The following is a 17,519-nucleotide window of genomic DNA, read 5'->3' as shown; positions in this document are numbered from 1 at the left end:
TGTATGAATACAAATACAGCATCAATGCCTGAAAAACAGATAGTTACAGTCGCTGTTATAACTTACCACTCCGCTGCCACAGTGCTGGAAACTCTCGACAGCATTGTTAATCAAAGCTATGGCCCGGATAATATCGAACTGATCATCTCCGACGATGGTTCAAAGGATAATACGGTACAGGTTATTAATGGTTGGTTGAATCAGTACCAAGTTCAGTTTCATAGCGTGAAGTTTTTTGCCAATAAAATAAATGGCGGCATCTCCATGAATTGCAACGTTGCATGGAAAGCTGCAACTTCCGAGTGGATAAAAACCATTGCCGGGGATGATATTTTAATGCCTAACTGTTTGACTGATAACATTCAATATGTCACAGAGCACAAAAGTGAAAGTATTACAGTATTGTTTTCAAAGATGCAATCTTTCAAGGTGACTGAGTGTGGTCTCAAACAAAATTTAGCTACATTACCGACAGTCCGTGCACAAAAATTTTTTAAGTTGTCAGCATTAAAGCAATTTGAGTATCTGCAACGACAAGGTATCAGTGGCGCGCCTTCAGCATTTATCAATCGTGCAAAATTAGTTAGTGTTGGTTTTGCAGATGAACGCTTCCCCATGATGGAAGACCATCCGCTGTGGTTTAATTTTTGCCAAGCGGGTTATCAGCTTAAGTTTATGAGCACAATCACTGTGTTATACCGAATCGCGGATAGTGTTAGTAATTCTAAAACTCGTTTGATTAATCTAAGTTTTATTAATGAAATTATTGCGGTAGAAGAGATGTTAGTTATCCCTACATTGAATGCTAATCAACAACTACTTAAGTTACGTAAGCGGCTTTGGCCAAAATTAGCCATTCGAGTAGCTGCTTTATTTGAAAATAAAGTAACATTTCTTTCTAAATTATCAATGTTAATGGTGCTTGCTATTAAGCCTGAGTTTTTATCGGCACAGTTACACAAGGTTTTAAATAAAGCATGAAACGTATCTGTTTTTTTATTGGTGATTTGAACAATTCTGGTGGTACTGAACGTGTTTCGTCGGTAATTGCTAGTGAATTACAGCACCGTGGCTATCAAGTCCATATGCTGAGCTTACAGTGTGGCAATCAGCCTTTTTTTGAATTGGCTGATGGTATTCACATAAGCCAGCTGTTTACTACGGCGGGGCGTGGTATGCTGCGTTTGCCTTTGGCCATTGGCAAGTTACGGCGTTATTTACAGCAACATCACATCGATATTTTAATTGATGTAGAGTCAATGCTAGCACTGTACGCCTTACCAGCTGTATTGGGTTTGAATATACGCCATATTTGTTGGGAACATTTCAACTACAACGTCGATTTAGGTAAAGCTAGCCGCCGGTTAGCCCGTAAATTGGCTGCACGGTTTGCTGATGATGTGATTACCTTAACCGAGCGAGATAAACAGCTCTGGCTTGCCAATACCACCTGCAAGGCACATATTACCGCTATTCCTAATCCGGTCACTATTGCACTCCCTACCAACATTAATCCAGAAAAAGAAAAACTATTTTTAGCTGTGGGTCGCCTAACTTATCAGAAGGGCTTTGATCTATTGCTGCAAGCCTGGGCGCAGGTTGCCCCGTTACACCCCGATTGGCGTTTGCGCATCGTGGGTGATGGTGAAGATAGAACCATGCTCGAACAACTGCGCCGCAAATTAAATATTGAGGCAAGCACGGAGCTGGTACCAAAAACCAACAATATCGCCGCTCATTATCAACAGGCTGCATTTTTTGTGATGAGCTCGCGCTTTGAAGGATTGCCGTTGGTACTAATTGAAGCGCAAGCTTATGGTTTGCCGATTGTTTCTTTTGACTGTGATACCGGGCCGGCTGAAATAATTAAACATGGTGAAACGGGGTGGTTATGTAAACCTGGTTGCATTGAATCTTTGTCTAGTAGTATTAATGTAGCGTTACAATATACAATTGATGCTAATGACCTTACTCAATTATGCTCTTCAGCTGTGAAGAACGTAGAAAAATTTACCTTGCCCATTATAGCCGCTCGTTGGTGTGAATTGTTTGAAAACAGATAACTATAGATAAAGGCAATCACTTTTATTTAAAAAACTTTGTTATAAATTAGCTTCATTGTTTTTTTGTTAGTCAAGAAGTATTTCTTTTAAATTTTTTAAGCTTGATTTTATTGTTGATCTATCATTTTAGAGACACTCATTTATGAGTATTTACTATATAACTATTTTATATTGCTTGCTCTACGGTATTGCCTATCAACAATCATCTGACCGTGTTAAAAAAATACTTAATATACTTTTTGTGTTAAGTTTCATGGTTGTGTTTGGCTTTAGATATCAAGTTGGTGTTGACTGGTTTAATTACATTGAAGTTTATAATCGACATGTAAATAGTACGGTCTTATTTGATACCCCTGAGTTGGGCTATAAAACCATTAATTTGCTGGCTCATTATGTTGACAAAGGTATTGTGACAACCATTTTGTTGTCAACATTACTTTTCATTTTATTCTCTGTTTATGGTATCAGTCGGCTTAAGCTGAATCCATATTATTTTTTTGCATTAGTATCAGCTTATCATTTTGTTATGTCGGGTATGAATTTAACCCGGCAAGCAATTGCATTAAGCGTCATGCTGATGGCGTTCGGTTTTTTGATAAAAAAACGGCGTCGTAGGTTTTTATTATTAACGTTATTTGCAGGTTTTTTTCATACTTCTGCATGGTCTTTTTTCCCATTAATATTTATCGGTGGCAAGTTACGTTACATTTTTTTGGCTATTACGGCTATCGTACCGTTATTGGTTTATCAGATGTTGGATGTGTATAGCCAGTATCTGGATACTGAAATGGATAACGCTGGGCTCTATTTACGTGCACTATTTTTGTTACCCTGTGCATTTTTTGTTTTTCTAAATTTTAAAAAGTTCAAATCAGACGTTGTTATTAAACGTTTAATGCTATTGGTTATCTTAAGCTTTCCATTTGTTGTCGTAGTCAGCAAACTGTCAAGCACGATAGCTGATCGTTTCTCCTATTACTTTATCTTGCTCGGTGCCTTGTTGGTTTATTATCAATTTTATCAGTTGGGTGGTTGGCAGGTAAAAAAATTAAATCGTTATGGACCTCTTACCTTGTTCCTTGCCAATATGATTGCTCTCATTACTTGGCATATGTTCAGTGGTTATGTCCCTTCTTACATGTTTGATAGTTACTTACTACATTGGTACTGGAATTAAATGAAAATATTACTCATCATTACCGGCCTTGGCATGGGTGGGGCGGAGCGGCAAGTTTGTGACTTGGCCGATCAATTTGCCAATAAAGGGCACTCGGTTTTGTTAATCTCCATGACCGGCGACACGGTTAACCGTCCGCAATCGGTCAATATTAAAATCGAAGAGCTTAATATGGCTAAAACTCCCTTGGGGTTTATTAAAGCCTATTGGAAAGCGCGGCAGTTAATCAAGCAATTTAAGCCAGATGTGGTGCATAGCCATATGGTGCACGCCAATCTGTTTGCCCGCTTGCTGCGTTTCACCATGTCAATTCCAAAATTAATTTGCACTGCTCATTGCACTACAGAAGGTGGGCGAGTGCGAATGTTAGCTTATCGTTTGACAGATCATTTGTGTGATATCAGTACTAATGTTAGTCAAGAGGCGGTTGATGCATTTGTCGCGTGGGGTGCTGTAAAGCCTGGCCGTATGTATCCTATGTATAACGGTATTAATACAGAGCAGTTCGTATTTAATGCTAGTAGTCGGGCTAGATTACGGGATGAATTAAATATCGATGAAAAAACTCCGCTGCTGTTGGCGGTTGGCCGTTTAACTCAACAAAAAGACTACCCCAACTTATTTAACGCATTTCAGCAATTGGTTGAAGTAGGTAATCCAGCAAATTTGGCTATCATCGGCACTGGTGAGGATTTGCCCACATTGACCACTATGGTGGCCAAGTTGGGGTTGAGTGATCGTGTTCGTTTCTTAGGCTTGCAGCGTAATGTTAACGAATGGATGAGTGCTGCTGATGTGTTTGTGCTGTCATCTGCATGGGAAGGTTTCGGGTTAGTGGTTGCAGAAGCGATGGCTTGTGAACGTATCGTGGTTGCAACTGACTGCGGTGGTGTTAAGGAGGTAGTTGGCCAGTGTGGCATCTTGATCCCTCCCGTCAACAGCATTGCATTAGCTAATGCGTTGAGTGTGGCTTTATCTTTGACTGCCGAGCAAGCACAGGCCCAAGGTTACTCAGCTCGACGGCGCATTGTTGAACGATATTCGCTAAAAGCCCAAGCCGAAAACTGGATCGAATTTTATCGTGATTCGTCTAATATGTGCTAAATACACCAGGTGAATTTCCTTAATTAAATTAAAATTAAATTAAGTGAGATAATGATTCTTTAATTTTTATCTTAAACTTCATGTTTTTCTATTTTATTTATCCCTTTATCTATTTCAAGGAGTTTTCATGTACTTAATAAGAGATTTTTTAAGGTTTATTCTTGGTTCAAAGCTTTATACCTATATCCGTTTTTTTATTACTCATAGGTACTTATTAAATATAAGTGAACCGCTGACATTCTCAGAAAAAATAATTCATAGAAAATTTTGTGTTGATCCTGTAATTTTTTCAAAGTTCGTTGATAAGTTCACAGTAAGAGATATCGTAAGAGAGCGTATTGGTGAAATGTATCTCGTTCCTCTTTTTTTATGTAAAGACAGTATTTCAATTGATGACTTTAAAAGCTTGCCAAATCAATTTGTATTGAAATCGAGCCATGGCGGCGGCGGTAATAATGTTTTAGTAGTTGATGAAAAAAAAGAACTCGTGATAGATAAGGTTGTCAGTCGATTTAATGACTATCTTGGTATCAAACTTGGATCAAAGGTAGATGAACTCTTTTATGATATAGAGAAACCCTCTATCTTAGTCGAACAATTGCTCTCAAACGCAGATGGAACACCGTTGCTGGATTATAAGTTTCATCGCTTTAGTAATAATGGTGATTCATTTTATCTTTTACAGATTAATTCAGAGTACAATACAGCAAGATGCACTAAAACTTTATATGATATCAATGGCACAAAGTCGGAAATTCAGTTTGCTGGTTATAATTATGGCCCTGAAAAAATAAAACTCCCAGATAACTTTCGTGAAATGATAGTCTTGGTCGATAAACTGTCTGAGGGTTTTGAATATGTTCGAGTTGATTTGTTTAATGTAGAAGGAAAGATTTATTTTGGTGAAATGACATTTTGCCCGGCCAGTGGGTGGGATAAGTTAAACACAAAAGAAAATGATATCAAGTTAGGTCAGTTATGGAAATAGCTCAAGAGAAAATCATGTCTAAAATTGTTATTTCTTCTAACACCTGTTGGAGTATATTTAATTTCCGGCTTGAGCTTGCCCGTTTTTTTGAAAAAAGTCATCAAGTTGAAATCATCGCCCCCAAAGATCTATATAGCGACAAGCTGCGAGATATGGGCTTTATTGTTCATGAGATTGATATGGCATCCAGCTCTATCGCTCCTTTTCAAGATATCGCCACATTGCTGGCGTACTGGAAACTGCTAAACAAAATTAAACCCGACTATTATTTTGGTTTCACTGCCAAACCGAATATTTATGGTGGTTTTATTGCTGGGCTTATCGGTTGCAAAGTCATCAACAATATTGCAGGCCTTGGTCGCACTTTTTCCCGTTCTGGTTTACTGCAAAGCGTAATGCAATTGCTTTATCGGATCGGTTTAAGTCAAAGCCAGCATGTATTTTTTCAAAATAAAGATGATCTTACTCTTTTTTTAGAATCAGGCTTGTTAAATAATATTCATTATAGTGTCCTGCCTGGTTCTGGTGTTGATATCAACCGCTTTACTTGTAAACAAACAATACCACGGGATGCAAGAGATTCTGCTTCGCCGTCTTTTGTGTTTTTGTTCTCTGCCAGACTTTTACTTGAAAAAGGCATTCGGGAATACATTAGCGCCGCTAGCCAACTAAAAGCCATTTACCCGCACTGTACCTTTCAAGTACTGGGAAAACATGGTGGCACTGCAGCAGAACTGCCTAAAGTTGAACTTGATGAAGCCTGTCGCAATGGAACTATCGAGTATTTAGGTACCACAGATAATGTAGTGGCCGTTTTGCATAATGCCGATTGCTTTATCTTGCCAAGCTATTATCGTGAAGGTGTACCGCGCTCATTGTTGGAAGCTGGTAGCTGTGGTTTGCCACTGATTACTACCGATTCTGTTGGTTGTCGTGAAACTGTCATTGATGGGGTGAATGGATATTTGATTTCACCACGTAGCAGTGTTGCACTGTTTGATGCGATGAAAAAAATAGTTGAACTTGACATGAGAGAACGTCATGAAATGGGGCTCGCTAGTCGTAATTATATGGTAAATAATTTTAGTGAAGCTTTAGTCCTTGCGCGGTATCAACATGTGTTATTGGAGTCGTAATATGAAGTATTTAGTCACAGGTGCAGCAGGATTTATTGGTAGTGCCATCAGTCAGCGGCTCTGCCAACAGGGTCATACCGTTATTGGCATCGATAACCTGAATGATTATTACGAAGTCTCGTTAAAAGAGAACCGTCTCGCCCGGCTGGCGGGTGAAGCCAATTTTGATTTTCGCAAACTTGATCTGGCCGATCGGACAGGAATGGCCGAGTTGTTTGCCAAGGAGCAATTTGAACGGGTTATTCATCTGGCTGCGCAGGCCGGCGTGCGCTATTCCCTGGAAAATCCCTTTGCCTATGCCGACAGCAACCTGGCAGGGCATTTGGCCATTCTGGAAGGGTGCCGTCACAACGGTGTCAAGCATCTGGTCTATGCCTCTTCCAGTTCTGTGTATGGCATGAACGGAAAAATGCCGTTTGCCACCCAAGATGCCGTCGATCACCCGGTCTCACTCTATGCAGCCTCTAAAAAGGCCAATGAGATGATGGCGCACACCTATTCCCATCTGTACGGCATTCCAACCACAGGTCTGCGCTTTTTCACCGTCTATGGACCATGGGGTCGCCCTGACATGGCGCTGTTCAAGTTCACCAAGGCCATGCTGGCTGGGAAGCCTATCGATGTTTATAACAATGGCCAGCTGAGCCGTGACTTTACCTATATCGACGATATTGTTGAGGGTATCTTGCGCATTGCCGATGTGGTACCGGTTGCCAATCCTGACTGGCAATCCGAGCAAGGTTCACCCGCAGACAGCAGTGCCCCTTATCGTATCTTCAATATCGGTAATGGCAGCCCGGTCAAATTGATGGACTTTATCGATGCCCTGGAAAAGGCGTTGGGCATTGAAGCCATCAAAAATATGTTGCCTATGCAGGCTGGTGATGTGTATGCCACTTGGGCTGACACCGAAGATTTCTTCGAAGCAACAGGGTATCGTCCTGTCATGTCTGTTGAGAAAGGGGTTCAGGCCTTTGTCGAATGGTATAAAAACTATTATAACGCGCAGCGGTAAGCGAGGTTTGTTGTGAAAATTGCGATTTGTGGTACGGGTTATGTCGGTTTGTCCAATGCGGTATTGCTGGCACAGCACCATGAGGTGGTGGCCGTTGATGTGATTGCCAGCAAGGTCGAGATGATCAATCAGGGCCGCTCTCCCATCGTGGATAAAGAGATAGAAAGCTATCTGGCCAGCCGAGATTTGAATCTGCGTGCCACGCTGGATAAAGAGGCGGCTTATCAGGGCGCTGCCTTTGTCATCATTGCCACGCCGACCGATTATGATCCAGAGACCAATTATTTCAACACCAGTACCGTGGAGTCCGTGGTCAAGGATGTGATGGCCATCAATCCTGATGCAGTCATGGTGATCAAATCGACGATTCCGGTGGGCTTTACTGCTCGGCTGCGGGAGGAGTTGGGATGTGCCAATCTGATTTTCTCACCAGAATTTTTGCGTGAAGGGCGCGCACTTTATGACAACCTGCATCCTTCGCGCATCGTAGTGGGGGAGCGTTCAGAGCGGGCTCAGGTATTTGCCAACCTGCTGCTGGAAGGCGCCATCAAGCAAGATGTGCCGGTGCTTTTCACTGACAGCACAGAAGCAGAGGCGATCAAGCTGTTTGCCAATACCTACCTTGCGATGCGAGTGGCATTTTTCAACGAGCTCGATACCTATGCCCAACTGCACGGGCTGGACAGTCGGCAGGTGATTGATGGCATCGGCCTCGACCCACGTATTGGCAGCCATTACAACAACCCCTCCTTTGGTTATGGTGGCTATTGCCTGCCAAAAGACACCAAGCAGTTGTTGGCGAACTACAACAATGTTCCCAATAACCTGATCCGTGCCATTGTGGACTCCAATACCACACGCAAGGATTTCATTGCCGATTCGGTGATCCGTAAAAATCCATCCCGTGTCGGTGTTTATCGACTGGTGATGAAAGCGGGGTCGGACAATTTCCGTGCCTCTGCCATTCAAGGGGTCATGAAACGGATCAAGGCCAAAGGCATTGAACTGGTGGTCTATGAACCTAGTCTGACAGAATCCGAATTCTTCCATTCCCGGGTAATGACTGATCTTGCCGAATTTAAAGCAAGCTGCGATGTGATTCTGGCAAACCGCATGGTCGATGAGCTGAGTGATGTCATGGACAAGGTATATACCCGCGATCTGTTTGGTAGTGATTAATCCCTGACACAGGCTGCCCTTTGCGGGCAGTCTGTCATGGCGCGTTTATCAAGGTCGCTCATATCGGATCGTCCATCATGTTTTCATCATGGCACCCTGCCACTGAACCTGGCAGGGTCATCGCCCGATATAGGAAGCGATTGGGTTGGGGGTTGTTGATGGGCATGTTATGCATGTGGTTACTTCGTGCTTGATGCCTTGTGTCTTCAGACGATCTATCCGTTTTTCTTGGTAAATATTCCTCATGATTTTCCCTGAACTCCGCTATCATACGGCGATTTTTTCCAGTCAGTTTTTGATGGCAAGCTAAATAAGGTGTGGAAGTGAAAAGGATTCAGCTCATCCCTCTGTTGTCGGCCGTGGCTCTGCTCAGTGCATGTACTGTGGTGCCCGGTACCAATCTTTCAACCAGCGGCAAGACCGAGGTGGCTACCGGAACGGTTGATGTTGATCAACTGGCCGATGTCTACCCGGTGACGCCAGCACTGGTCAGCGAGTTGCGCAAGGCGCCTGTGGTGGGCAAGGCCAACCCTGAGCTCAATCGCCAGATCAGCAGTTATGAGTACCGTATCGGGGTTGGCGACATCCTCAATGTGACGGTGTGGGATCACCCGGAGTTGACCATTCCTGCCGGCTCCTACCGCAGCGCGAGCGAGGCGGGTAACTGGGTACACGCAGATGGCTCCATCTTCTACCCCTATATCGGCAAGGTCGCCGTGGTGGGAAAAACGGTATCTGAAATCCGTGTGGATATTGCCAAGCGGTTGGCTCAGTTTATTGAAAGCCCACAGGTCGATGTCAGCATTGCCGCTTTCCGCTCCCAGAAGGTCTACATCTCCGGCGAAGTAGCCAAACCTGGCGCGCAGCCCATCACCAATGTGCCGATGACGCTGCTCGATGCCTTCAATCTGGCCGGGGGCTTGAGCCCGACGGCAGATTGGCATCATGTGGTTCTGACTCGCCAGGGCAAGGAATACCCGCTGTCGCTGCAGGATCTTTTGCAGTATGGCGACCTCTCTCACAACCAGCTGATGCGCGATGGCGACATGCTCTATGTGCCGCGCAATGATGCCCAGAAAGTGTTTGTCATGGGGGAAGTCAACAAGGCTTCAACCTTGACCATTGGTCGTGAGGGAATGAGCCTGACGGAAGCCCTGAGCAGTGCCGAGGGCTTGAACCAGAATGCTGCCAATGCCACAGGGATTTTCGTATTGCGCCCGGCAGGCAAGTCACAGCAGAAAGCCGCCATCTATCAACTTGATTTGAGTGACGCCACTGCGCTGGTGATGGGGACGGAGTTTGCGTTGCAACCCTATGACGTTGTGTATGTGACAACCGCACCTGTGACGCGCTGGAACCGCGTGTTGAGTCAGTTGGTTCCCTCCATCAATGGCTTTAACGAGTTGACGGAAGGTATGTTGCGGGTTCGCAACTGGTAACGCTCAATGGATATTGACTCGGGGCCCTTGGCATCGTGTTGAAGATGAAAGAGTGACAGTAATATGTTTGAGAAAATTCTCGTCGTGTGTGTGGGCAATATATGTCGTTCCCCGACGGGTGAGCGTCTGCTGCGGGAGCGTTTGCCCGGCCGTGATATCCGTTCTGCCGGAGTGAGCGCCCTGGTCGACAAGCCTGCCGATCAGGTCGCTAGCGAAGTAGCCCAGCAACATGGGGTCTCGCTGGAAGGGCATGTTGCGCGTCAGCTTAACCGCGCGTTGTGTCAGGAGGCCGATCTCATCCTTGTCATGGAGAAAGGGCATATTTCCGCCGTGACCGCCATTGATCCTGGCGCCCGCGGCAAGACCATGCTCTTTGGCCACTGGCTGGGGGAGTGCGAGGTGCCAGATCCCTATCGCCTCAGCCGGGAAGCCTACGAGCACGTTTATCAGTTGCTGGTGCGTGGCGCCGATGGCTGGGTGAAAAAACTGTAACCACAGCCTGTGTCTGTGTTCGGGTTTATCTGACAATAAAAATGGACTCTGTGTAATGACGACTTCTTCTGTTTCGTCCCGGCAAAACAGTGCCGCGGTGGAGAACGATGAGATCGATCTGGGACGCCTGCTGGGCTACCTGATCGATGGCCGTTGGTGGATTGTGAGTATCACCGGCTTCTTTATGGTGATGGGTGTTGCTTACGCCTTGTTGGCAACACCTGTCTTCAAGGCCAATGCCCTGCTGCAAGTGGAAAAAAAGGCCAGCGGCACCGCTCTTCTCGGTGACATGGCCGATGTGCTGGGTGGCGAACAGGCTGATGCCGCCGCCGAGATAGAACTCTTGACCTCGCGCATGGTGCTTGGCCGCACAGTGCAAGAGCTCCATCTTGATACCGTGGTGACCCCCGATTTCTTCCCGCTGGTTGGCCGTGGTGTGTCTCGCCTGATGGGCCAGCCCTATCCCAAGATGGCGATTAGTCGTTTTGAGGTGGCACCCGAGCTGATTGGTACTCCCTTCACCTTGACCTTGACCGGAGAAAACCGTTTTACCCTGACGGTGGAAGGTCGGGTGCTCGAAGGACAGGTGGGCAAGCTACTCGAAAAAGAGGATGTGACCCTGCTCGTAGCAGACGTTGCCGCACAAGATGGCCAGGAATTTACCCTGGTCAAGCAGCCGTTGCTGGATGTGATTGGCGAGCTGCAGCGGGATCTTCAGGTCAGCGAGAAGGGCAAGAATACCGGGATCATTTCTCTGGCGCTGGAAGGGGAAGACAAGGGGCACATTCGCGCTGTGCTCGATAACATCAGCCAGAACTATCTCCAGCAGAACGTGCTGCGCAAGACTGAAGAAGCCCAGAAGAGCCTGGATTTCCTGCAGACCCATCTTCCCCAGGTCAAAGATGACTTGAACCGTTCGGAAGAACTGCTCAATACGTATCGTCAACAGAACGAGTCGGTTGATCTGTCGCTCGAAGCGAAAGCCGCACTGGATACCATGGTCGGGATTGAAAAACAGCTCAATGAGTTGACCTTCCGTGAAGCCGAGCTGCAACAGCTCTATACCCGTCAGCATCCGGCCTATATCGCCTTGATGGAGAAGCGCCAGACTCTGATCAACACCAAGAACAACATCAACAAGTCGATCAAGCGCTTGCCGAAAACCCAGCAGGACATCTTGCGATTGACCCGTGATGTGCAAGTAGGTCAGGAGATCTTCGTCCAGCTGCTCAACAAGCAGCAAGAGCTCAATATCATGAAGGCGGGGACCATCGGTAATGTGCGTATCATCGATGATGCCGCAGTCGAAACCCGGGCAGTCAAGCCGAAGAAGCCGCTGATCGTGGTGCTGGCGACGCTGCTTGGAGGCATGCTGTCAGTGGGCCTTATCCTGGTGCGCGCTGCATTCCACCGGGGTGTCGAGAGCCCCGAACAGTTGGAAGAGATGGGGCTGTCCGTCTACGCCACGATTCCCTATTCCGAAGATCAGGCCAAGATAGAGCAGCAGCAGAAGAAGAAAGGTCGAAAAGCGATGGCTCTCAATGAAGCCTTGCTGGCCGCCCGTAATCCGGCCGACCTGGCGATGGAGTCGCTGCGCAGTCTGCGTACCAGCCTGCATTTCGCCATGATGGAGGCCAAAAACAACATCGTCATGATCTCGGGTCCTGGCCCTGATCTCGGTAAAACCTTCGTATCGACCAACTTTGCTGCCATCTTGGCCATGGGGGGCAAGAAGGTACTGGTCATCGATGCGGACTTGCGCAAGGGCTATATGCAAAAAGTCATGGGGCAAGAGATGGGGGCTGGCTTGAGCGCCTATCTGGCGGGTCAAAGCGAGATGATGCAGGTGATCAGCAAGACTGGCTTTGACGGGCTCGATTTTGTTTGTCGTGGCGCAGTGCCACCTAACCCCTCAGAATTGCTGATGCATCCTCGCTTCAAAGCGCTGCTGGATTGGGCCGCCGAACATTACGACTTTGTCATCGTCGACTCCCCGCCGATCCTGGCGGTCACCGATGCGGCCATCGTCGGTCAGCATGTCGGCGCATCCTTGTTGGTGGCTCGTTTTGCCAAGACGGCAGTGAAAGAGGTGGAAGTGGCGATTCGTCGCTTCGAGCAAAATGGTGTGGCTATCAAGGGTATTCTGCTCAACGCGGTAGAAAAGAAAGCCAGCAGTTATTACGGTAATTACGGATATTATCAATATAGCTATGGTGATAAAACCAAAGCCTGATCCGGCCGCAGATGATAGATAAGGGATTAGTAATATTCAGGGAGGCAAAATTGAAGGTTCAATTGATGCCTCCTTTGAGTAATACTAGATAAGACTGAGAGCGTTAACCTTCTCAGTATTATGTTTTAGCTGTGTCAACAAAAAGGAAGATAACATGAAGAAGACTGCGTTTGTTTTGGCCGCCCTGCTGGCTGTTTCTGCTAATGCCATGGCTGCCGAAGAAACTGGCGGTGCTGCAGGTGCGGGGGCGAGCGGTGCTGCTGCGGGTGTGGCTGGTACTACCATTGCAATTGGGGCTGCTGCTGCACTGGTTACTGTGATTGCGGTATCTGAATCCAACAACCGTAACAACAATACCAATACCACCACCTCAACCCGATAATATTCAACAAGGCTGCTCTGTTTGAGCAGCCTTGTTTTTCTTCTTATCCCTCATGGATGGTGTATTGCGCGTGGCACAGTATTTATCTTATTTCCCCTCCCGATTATTGGTATGGTCAGCCACGTTCGTATTGGCTGGCTGCAGCAACTCGACCCATCAGACGATCGAGACTCTGGGTTATGTGTTCAACAAGCCTGATGATATTGTACTGACCTCATCCGAGCTGAGAGCGCTACCCTATGCGAGTGCCTATATCAAGGTGGGCGATCTCCCCCAGGCGTTGGTTGTACTGGCATATGTCAATGGTCCGCGCATGTCATGGATGAGCGCCGATGGTGTGATGTTTGTGACCCAGCATGGGCGCTTGATTAAAACAGTGGGTTTGCCAAATGATTTGCGCTATCTGGGGAGTCTGGATAAGGATCCGCTGAAGACTTCCCGGTTAGACAAGACACCCTCGATGGTGTGGTATAGCGTCGCTGAGTGGTCGAAAAAATACACCAGTGGCTATCCCTTGAGTATGCATTACACGCAGATGGGGAATGAGGTTCTGAATATTATGGACCGCCCCTATAAAACGACGATTGTAGAAGAGCATGTCGTTACCGCCCCGAATGAAGAGCGATGGCTGAATCATTTCTGGATCGATGAGCAGACAGGTCAAGTTCGTAAATTCCAGCAGCAATTAGGCCCTTCCTTGCCAATGATCGAAATGACATTCCTTAAGCCCTATTCATCATGAAAATAATATATAGCTTATTGCTCGCAACCTTGGGGGCTGCCCCCGTTATGGCAGAAGTGTCCGTGTCTGTTTGGTGGCAAGGTCAACCGACAGCAACAATGACTCATCCCCAGTCCATGCTGTTGAGTGACGCGTTGTTAAACTCGGCAGTCTCTCAGTACGATAATTATTGGCCTGTCGCTCATATTTCTACTCCTGCGCGCCAAAAAGACATTGAGTATCAACAGCAAGCCGTGCTGAAGGATCTCAGATTGCTGGCAACGTACTGGCAGCAGCATGATGAAGCTGAGCTCGCCCATGCCGCTTTACAGTTGAATCAACAGTTACAGCAGTTGCATTTGACAGGGCGTTTCGAATTGCCTGTGGATCCGGATATCAGCCTGGCGCCCTCAGGTGCCAACCCCGTATTGCAGGGGGATTATCAGCTGTATCTTGCCCCTCGCCGTTCGCAAATCTATCTGGCTGGCTTGATTGCTCACCCTGGTGAGGCCCCGGTTTTGCCTGCGGCAGGGCTGAGAGAGTACTGGAAAAAGCTGGATCGCTTGTCCGGAAGTGATGACACCGGCGCGTATCTGATTTCCCCCAGTGGCAAATCTGAGTGGATCCCCGTTGCCATCTGGAATGAACGCCATGTCGAAGCCATGCCAGGTGCCACTCTGTTTGTCGGTTTTGCTCCGAGTGTGCTGCCTGAGCAATATACAGACTTGAATACACGCATGTTGACGTTGTTAGCGAATCGGATGCCCAAATGACCTATCCAAGACTCTCACTGATTGCCCTGCTGGTATCCTTTGCAACACACGCTGATGCCGACATTTTTGAGCCGTTGGGTCCATCACAAAGTGACTTCGGCGGCGTTGGCTTGCTGCAAATGCCAACCGCCAGAATGGCCAAGACGGGTGAATTCAGTGCCAATTATGTTGATGATGATCAGTACCGTCGCTGGTCTATGTCAGTGCAGCCGTTCGACTGGCTTGAAGCCACTTTGCGTTATACCGACGTAAGAACTCGCCTTTATAGTGCAAACTCCGGATTCAGTGGTGACCAGACTTACAAAGACAAGGGCATGGATGTCAAAGTCAGGTTGCTGGAAGAGTCTACCTGGATCCCGAATCTCTCTCTGGGTTTTCGTGACCTGATGGGGACGGGGCTGTTTGACAGTGAGTACATTGTCGGCAGCAAGCGTGTTGGCCCGTTTGATTTCACCCTTGGTATGGGCTGGGGAAATATGGGGGAGAGCGGGAACATTACCAATCCTTTTTGCGAGTGGAAAAATGATTGGTGTTCACGAGATAATGGTTATTCCAGCGGTGGTGGCAAATTTGAAACAAAAAATATGTTCCACGGTAATGCTGCCTTGTTTGGGGGGGTTGAATACCAGACACCTTGGCAGCCACTTCGCCTGAAGCTGGAATATGATGGCAATGATTACAGCAATGAATTTGCCGGGAAGATTGATCATTCATCTCCTATCAATATAGGTGCTGTTTATCGTCTTTTTGATTACATGGACACTCATCTTAGTTATCAGAGGGGAAATACTCTGATGTGGGGTGTTACTCTTCGGACCAACTTTAATGATTTACGTCAGAATCATTTAGATGAGCCTCGCCCTGTGTATACCGCTGAAAAGGCCCCGATAGACTCGTCACACGTTGATTGGCCTGTCATGGCAGGACAGTTTGAAAGCAATGCTGGTTGGAATACAGCATCACTTTATAGTGACCAGTCCACTGTAACCTTGCTGGGTCAACAGCACAAATATAGGGACCAGCAAGAAGCGATCGATCGTACTGCTCTGGTTGCGATTAATCATCTGCCTGACACTGTCGAAGAGTTGAGAGTCATTGAGCGCCAGCGAGATTTCCAGTTGCAAGAGACGGTGATTGATCTCGACTCTGTGCGAAAGGCGAACCAGCCCCAAGTTCTTGGGCAGGAGGCAGTGGTAGAAGAGCATCAAAAAGTACCTGCTCCTGTTCAGGGAACGCTCCGTTACCAATCTGAACCAGAGTGGTTCTCTTATTCATTTGACCCGGCCCTGACGCAATCTTTTGGTGGTCCTGAATCATTTTATATGTATCAGATAGGCATTAATGCCAACAGTGAGCTGCGTCTTTCCGATAAGGATTGGTTACAGGGTACGTTGTTCTTCAATATTGCGAACAATTACGACAAATTTAATTACAAAACACCACCTGCCGACACGGATGCGTTACCGAGAGTACGCACTTGGGTGAGAGAGTATGTCGACTCTTCCAATATTCTGCTGAACAACCTCCAGTTAACACATATGGAGCAACTTGGTCAGGAGTGGTACGGCCAGGCATACGGCGGCTATCTGGAAATGATGTACGCCGGTGTCGGGGGAGAGGTGCTTTATCGTCCTTTCGGTCAGTCATGGGCTCTGGGTCTGGATACCAACTGGGTCAAGCAGCGTGATTGGAACAACACCCTGAAGATGGCTGATTACGACGTTGCTACGGGTCACTTGACTGGCTATTGGCAGTTGCCTTTCATGGACAATGTCACTGCCAAGGTAGCTGTCGGGCGTTATCTGGCTGGTGACCTGGGGGCCACGTTTGATTTCTCCAAGCGCTTTGACTCCGGGATTGTGATGGGAGCATACGCAACCTTGACGGATGTGTCGGCCGAAGAGTATGGGGAAGGCAGTTTTACCAAAGGTATCTACATCACGATTCCCTTTGACTTGATGTTGATTCGTCCCACAACATCCAAGGGAACAATTGGATGGGTTCCTCTGACAAGAGATGGGGGGCAGATGCTCAGCCGTAGCCATACCTTGTATGACATGACCGAACGCCTGCCGCTGTAAGGCTCTTCTCGGTATTGATTCGTTAGTCTAATGAGCCGTGATAGTGTTTTCGCTGTCACGGCTTTTTTTAGGTTCTTCGCGGGATCTTGGGGAAGTGGAAGTTGACAGACAGGGTGCTGGTAAACTGGCTGTCTCCAAACACACCACCACCATCACCCTGCTGTCGCCGTGCATCATATTGATATTGCCTCCTTCTGGCCAGGTTATACCGTCATCGCCCAAGCGCTTTCTGCCAACCATCACACCCTGTTTACCCTTGAGCCTCGCGCCGACTTCTTGCCCCGTTGTCGCCGATGCCTGCAACCCACGCCATTGATCCACGACCAACGTATCCGCCGGGTGCGTGAGCGAGACCTATTTGACCGACAAGTCTGGTTACAACTGCAATGCTGTTCAGATAAGCACTTTTTTGACTGATTATTCATAAATTGGATTTGAGTTGAGGGGGCAAGGCTGTGTCCAGTCGATCTTCCTCCAGCCTTTATCCAGCGGGGCTTGCAATAGAAAGAGGGAGGCATCATGCCTCCCTCGCTTTTTTGTCCTGATACTACGTGGACTGGAACTCAAATTCTCTTAAGTGAACAGCATTGTGGTTACAACTGCCTGTTCGCCGCGTCGACTGTCTGCGCTGTGGTCGCGTCAGTGAACATATCGACTGGCTCCCCTCTGGCTCCCGCCTCACCCGGCGCATGCAGTGCTGGATTGAAGCGCTCGTTCAGTACCTCCCCATCCGCCA

At 47.1% G+C, this 17,519-nt stretch carries 15 protein-coding genes and 2 pseudogenes; all 17 read left to right on the top strand.

Going from position 1 to position 17,519, the window contains the following annotated elements; translation table 11 throughout:
- Positions 1-3: 3 nt before the first annotated feature.
- Positions 4-981: a glycosyltransferase family 2 protein gene (locus J9889_RS14375; RefSeq protein WP_210557122.1), complete on the top strand. Its 978-nt coding sequence runs from the start codon at positions 4-6 to the stop codon at positions 979-981.
- Positions 978-2,063, top strand: a complete 1,086-nt coding sequence (locus tag J9889_RS14370; RefSeq protein WP_210557120.1) for a glycosyltransferase family 4 protein — start codon at positions 978-980, stop codon at positions 2,061-2,063. Before J9889_RS14375 ends, J9889_RS14370 begins: the two co-directional genes overlap by 4 nt.
- 142 nt (positions 2,064-2,205) lie before the next feature.
- Positions 2,206-3,240, top strand: a complete 1,035-nt coding sequence (locus J9889_RS14365) for an EpsG family protein (RefSeq protein WP_210557118.1) — start codon at positions 2,206-2,208, stop codon at positions 3,238-3,240.
- Entirely contained in the window at positions 3,241-4,344 is a 1,104-nt protein-coding gene (locus J9889_RS14360) for a glycosyltransferase (protein WP_246878098.1), read from the top strand.
- A gap of 127 nt (positions 4,345-4,471) precedes the next feature.
- Positions 4,472-5,332, top strand: coding sequence for an ATP-grasp fold amidoligase family protein (locus tag J9889_RS14355; RefSeq protein WP_210557116.1), 861 nt, complete (start codon positions 4,472-4,474; stop codon positions 5,330-5,332).
- A gap of 14 nt (positions 5,333-5,346) precedes the next feature.
- Complete coding sequence (locus J9889_RS14350; protein ID WP_210557114.1) at positions 5,347-6,468, top strand: glycosyltransferase family 4 protein; 1,122 nt, start codon at positions 5,347-5,349, stop codon at positions 6,466-6,468.
- Between the two features lies 1 nt (position 6,469).
- On the top strand, positions 6,470-7,483 hold the full coding sequence (locus tag J9889_RS14345) for an NAD-dependent epimerase (protein ID WP_210557112.1): 1,014 nt from the start codon (positions 6,470-6,472) through the stop codon (positions 7,481-7,483).
- Positions 7,484-7,495: 12 nt separating this feature from the next.
- A complete protein-coding gene (locus tag J9889_RS14340) occupies positions 7,496-8,662 on the top strand; it encodes a nucleotide sugar dehydrogenase (protein WP_103859177.1) in 1,167 nt (388 codons plus the stop codon).
- A gap of 323 nt (positions 8,663-8,985) precedes the next feature.
- Positions 8,986-10,101, top strand: coding sequence for a polysaccharide export protein (locus J9889_RS14335; protein ID WP_103859176.1), 1,116 nt, complete (start codon positions 8,986-8,988; stop codon positions 10,099-10,101).
- Positions 10,102-10,164: 63 nt separating this feature from the next.
- Complete coding sequence (locus J9889_RS14330) at positions 10,165-10,593, top strand: protein-tyrosine-phosphatase (protein WP_043156573.1); 429 nt, start codon at positions 10,165-10,167, stop codon at positions 10,591-10,593.
- 55 nt (positions 10,594-10,648) lie between these two features.
- Positions 10,649-12,826, top strand: coding sequence for a polysaccharide biosynthesis tyrosine autokinase (locus J9889_RS14325; protein ID WP_210557109.1), 2,178 nt, complete (start codon positions 10,649-10,651; stop codon positions 12,824-12,826).
- A 154-nt stretch (positions 12,827-12,980) separates the two neighbouring features.
- On the top strand, positions 12,981-13,208 hold the full coding sequence (locus J9889_RS14320; RefSeq protein WP_113979177.1) for a hypothetical protein: 228 nt from the start codon (positions 12,981-12,983) through the stop codon (positions 13,206-13,208).
- A gap of 31 nt (positions 13,209-13,239) precedes the next feature.
- Positions 13,240-13,950, top strand: coding sequence for a YjbF family lipoprotein (locus J9889_RS14315; RefSeq protein WP_210557102.1), 711 nt, complete (start codon positions 13,240-13,242; stop codon positions 13,948-13,950).
- On the top strand, positions 13,947-14,702 hold the full coding sequence (locus tag J9889_RS14310) for a capsule biosynthesis GfcC family protein (RefSeq protein WP_328705709.1): 756 nt from the start codon (positions 13,947-13,949) through the stop codon (positions 14,700-14,702). The genes J9889_RS14315 and J9889_RS14310 overlap by 4 nt, the downstream gene beginning before the upstream one ends.
- The gene (locus J9889_RS14305; protein ID WP_210557099.1) at positions 14,699-16,783 is read left to right on the top strand and encodes a YjbH domain-containing protein; all 2,085 of its coding nucleotides are present in this window, start codon (positions 14,699-14,701) and stop codon (positions 16,781-16,783) included. Before J9889_RS14310 ends, J9889_RS14305 begins: the two co-directional genes overlap by 4 nt.
- Before the next feature lie 168 nt (positions 16,784-16,951).
- Positions 16,952-17,167 (top strand): annotated as a pseudogene (locus J9889_RS14300) (ISL3 family transposase); the annotation flags it as partial.
- Positions 17,168-17,370: 203 nt separating this feature from the next.
- Positions 17,371-17,519, top strand: a pseudogene (locus J9889_RS14295) (ISL3 family transposase); the annotation flags it as partial.

It is taken from the genome of Aeromonas sp. PrichA-15 (assembly GCF_017939245.1).
Lineage (GTDB): Bacteria > Pseudomonadota > Gammaproteobacteria > Enterobacterales > Aeromonadaceae > Aeromonas > Aeromonas caviae.
This window is presented reverse-complemented; position numbering and strand designations above follow the sequence as displayed.

Excerpts from the sequence above, each read along its gene's own strand:
- J9889_RS14370 (WP_210557120.1), top strand. The coding sequence starts at position 978 with ATGAAACGTATCTGTTTTTTTATTGGTGATTTGAACAATTCTGGTGGT.
- J9889_RS14325 (WP_210557109.1), top strand. The coding sequence starts at position 10,649 with ATGACGACTTCTTCTGTTTCGTCCCGGCAAAACAGTGCCGCGGTGGAG.
- J9889_RS14350 (WP_210557114.1), top strand. The coding sequence starts at position 5,347 with ATGTCTAAAATTGTTATTTCTTCTAACACCTGTTGGAGTATATTTAAT.
- J9889_RS14345 (WP_210557112.1), top strand. The coding sequence starts at position 6,470 with ATGAAGTATTTAGTCACAGGTGCAGCAGGATTTATTGGTAGTGCCATC.
- J9889_RS14305 (WP_210557099.1), top strand. The coding sequence starts at position 14,699 with ATGACCTATCCAAGACTCTCACTGATTGCCCTGCTGGTATCCTTTGCA.
- J9889_RS14365 (WP_210557118.1), top strand. The coding sequence starts at position 2,206 with ATGAGTATTTACTATATAACTATTTTATATTGCTTGCTCTACGGTATT.
- J9889_RS14355 (WP_210557116.1), top strand. The coding sequence starts at position 4,472 with ATGTACTTAATAAGAGATTTTTTAAGGTTTATTCTTGGTTCAAAGCTT.
- J9889_RS14310 (WP_328705709.1), top strand. The coding sequence starts at position 13,947 with ATGAAAATAATATATAGCTTATTGCTCGCAACCTTGGGGGCTGCCCCC.
- J9889_RS14330 (WP_043156573.1), top strand. The coding sequence starts at position 10,165 with ATGTTTGAGAAAATTCTCGTCGTGTGTGTGGGCAATATATGTCGTTCC.
- J9889_RS14360 (WP_246878098.1), top strand. The coding sequence starts at position 3,241 with ATGAAAATATTACTCATCATTACCGGCCTTGGCATGGGTGGGGCGGAG.
- J9889_RS14375 (WP_210557122.1), top strand. The coding sequence starts at position 4 with ATGAATACAAATACAGCATCAATGCCTGAAAAACAGATAGTTACAGTC.
- J9889_RS14320 (WP_113979177.1), top strand. The coding sequence starts at position 12,981 with ATGAAGAAGACTGCGTTTGTTTTGGCCGCCCTGCTGGCTGTTTCTGCT.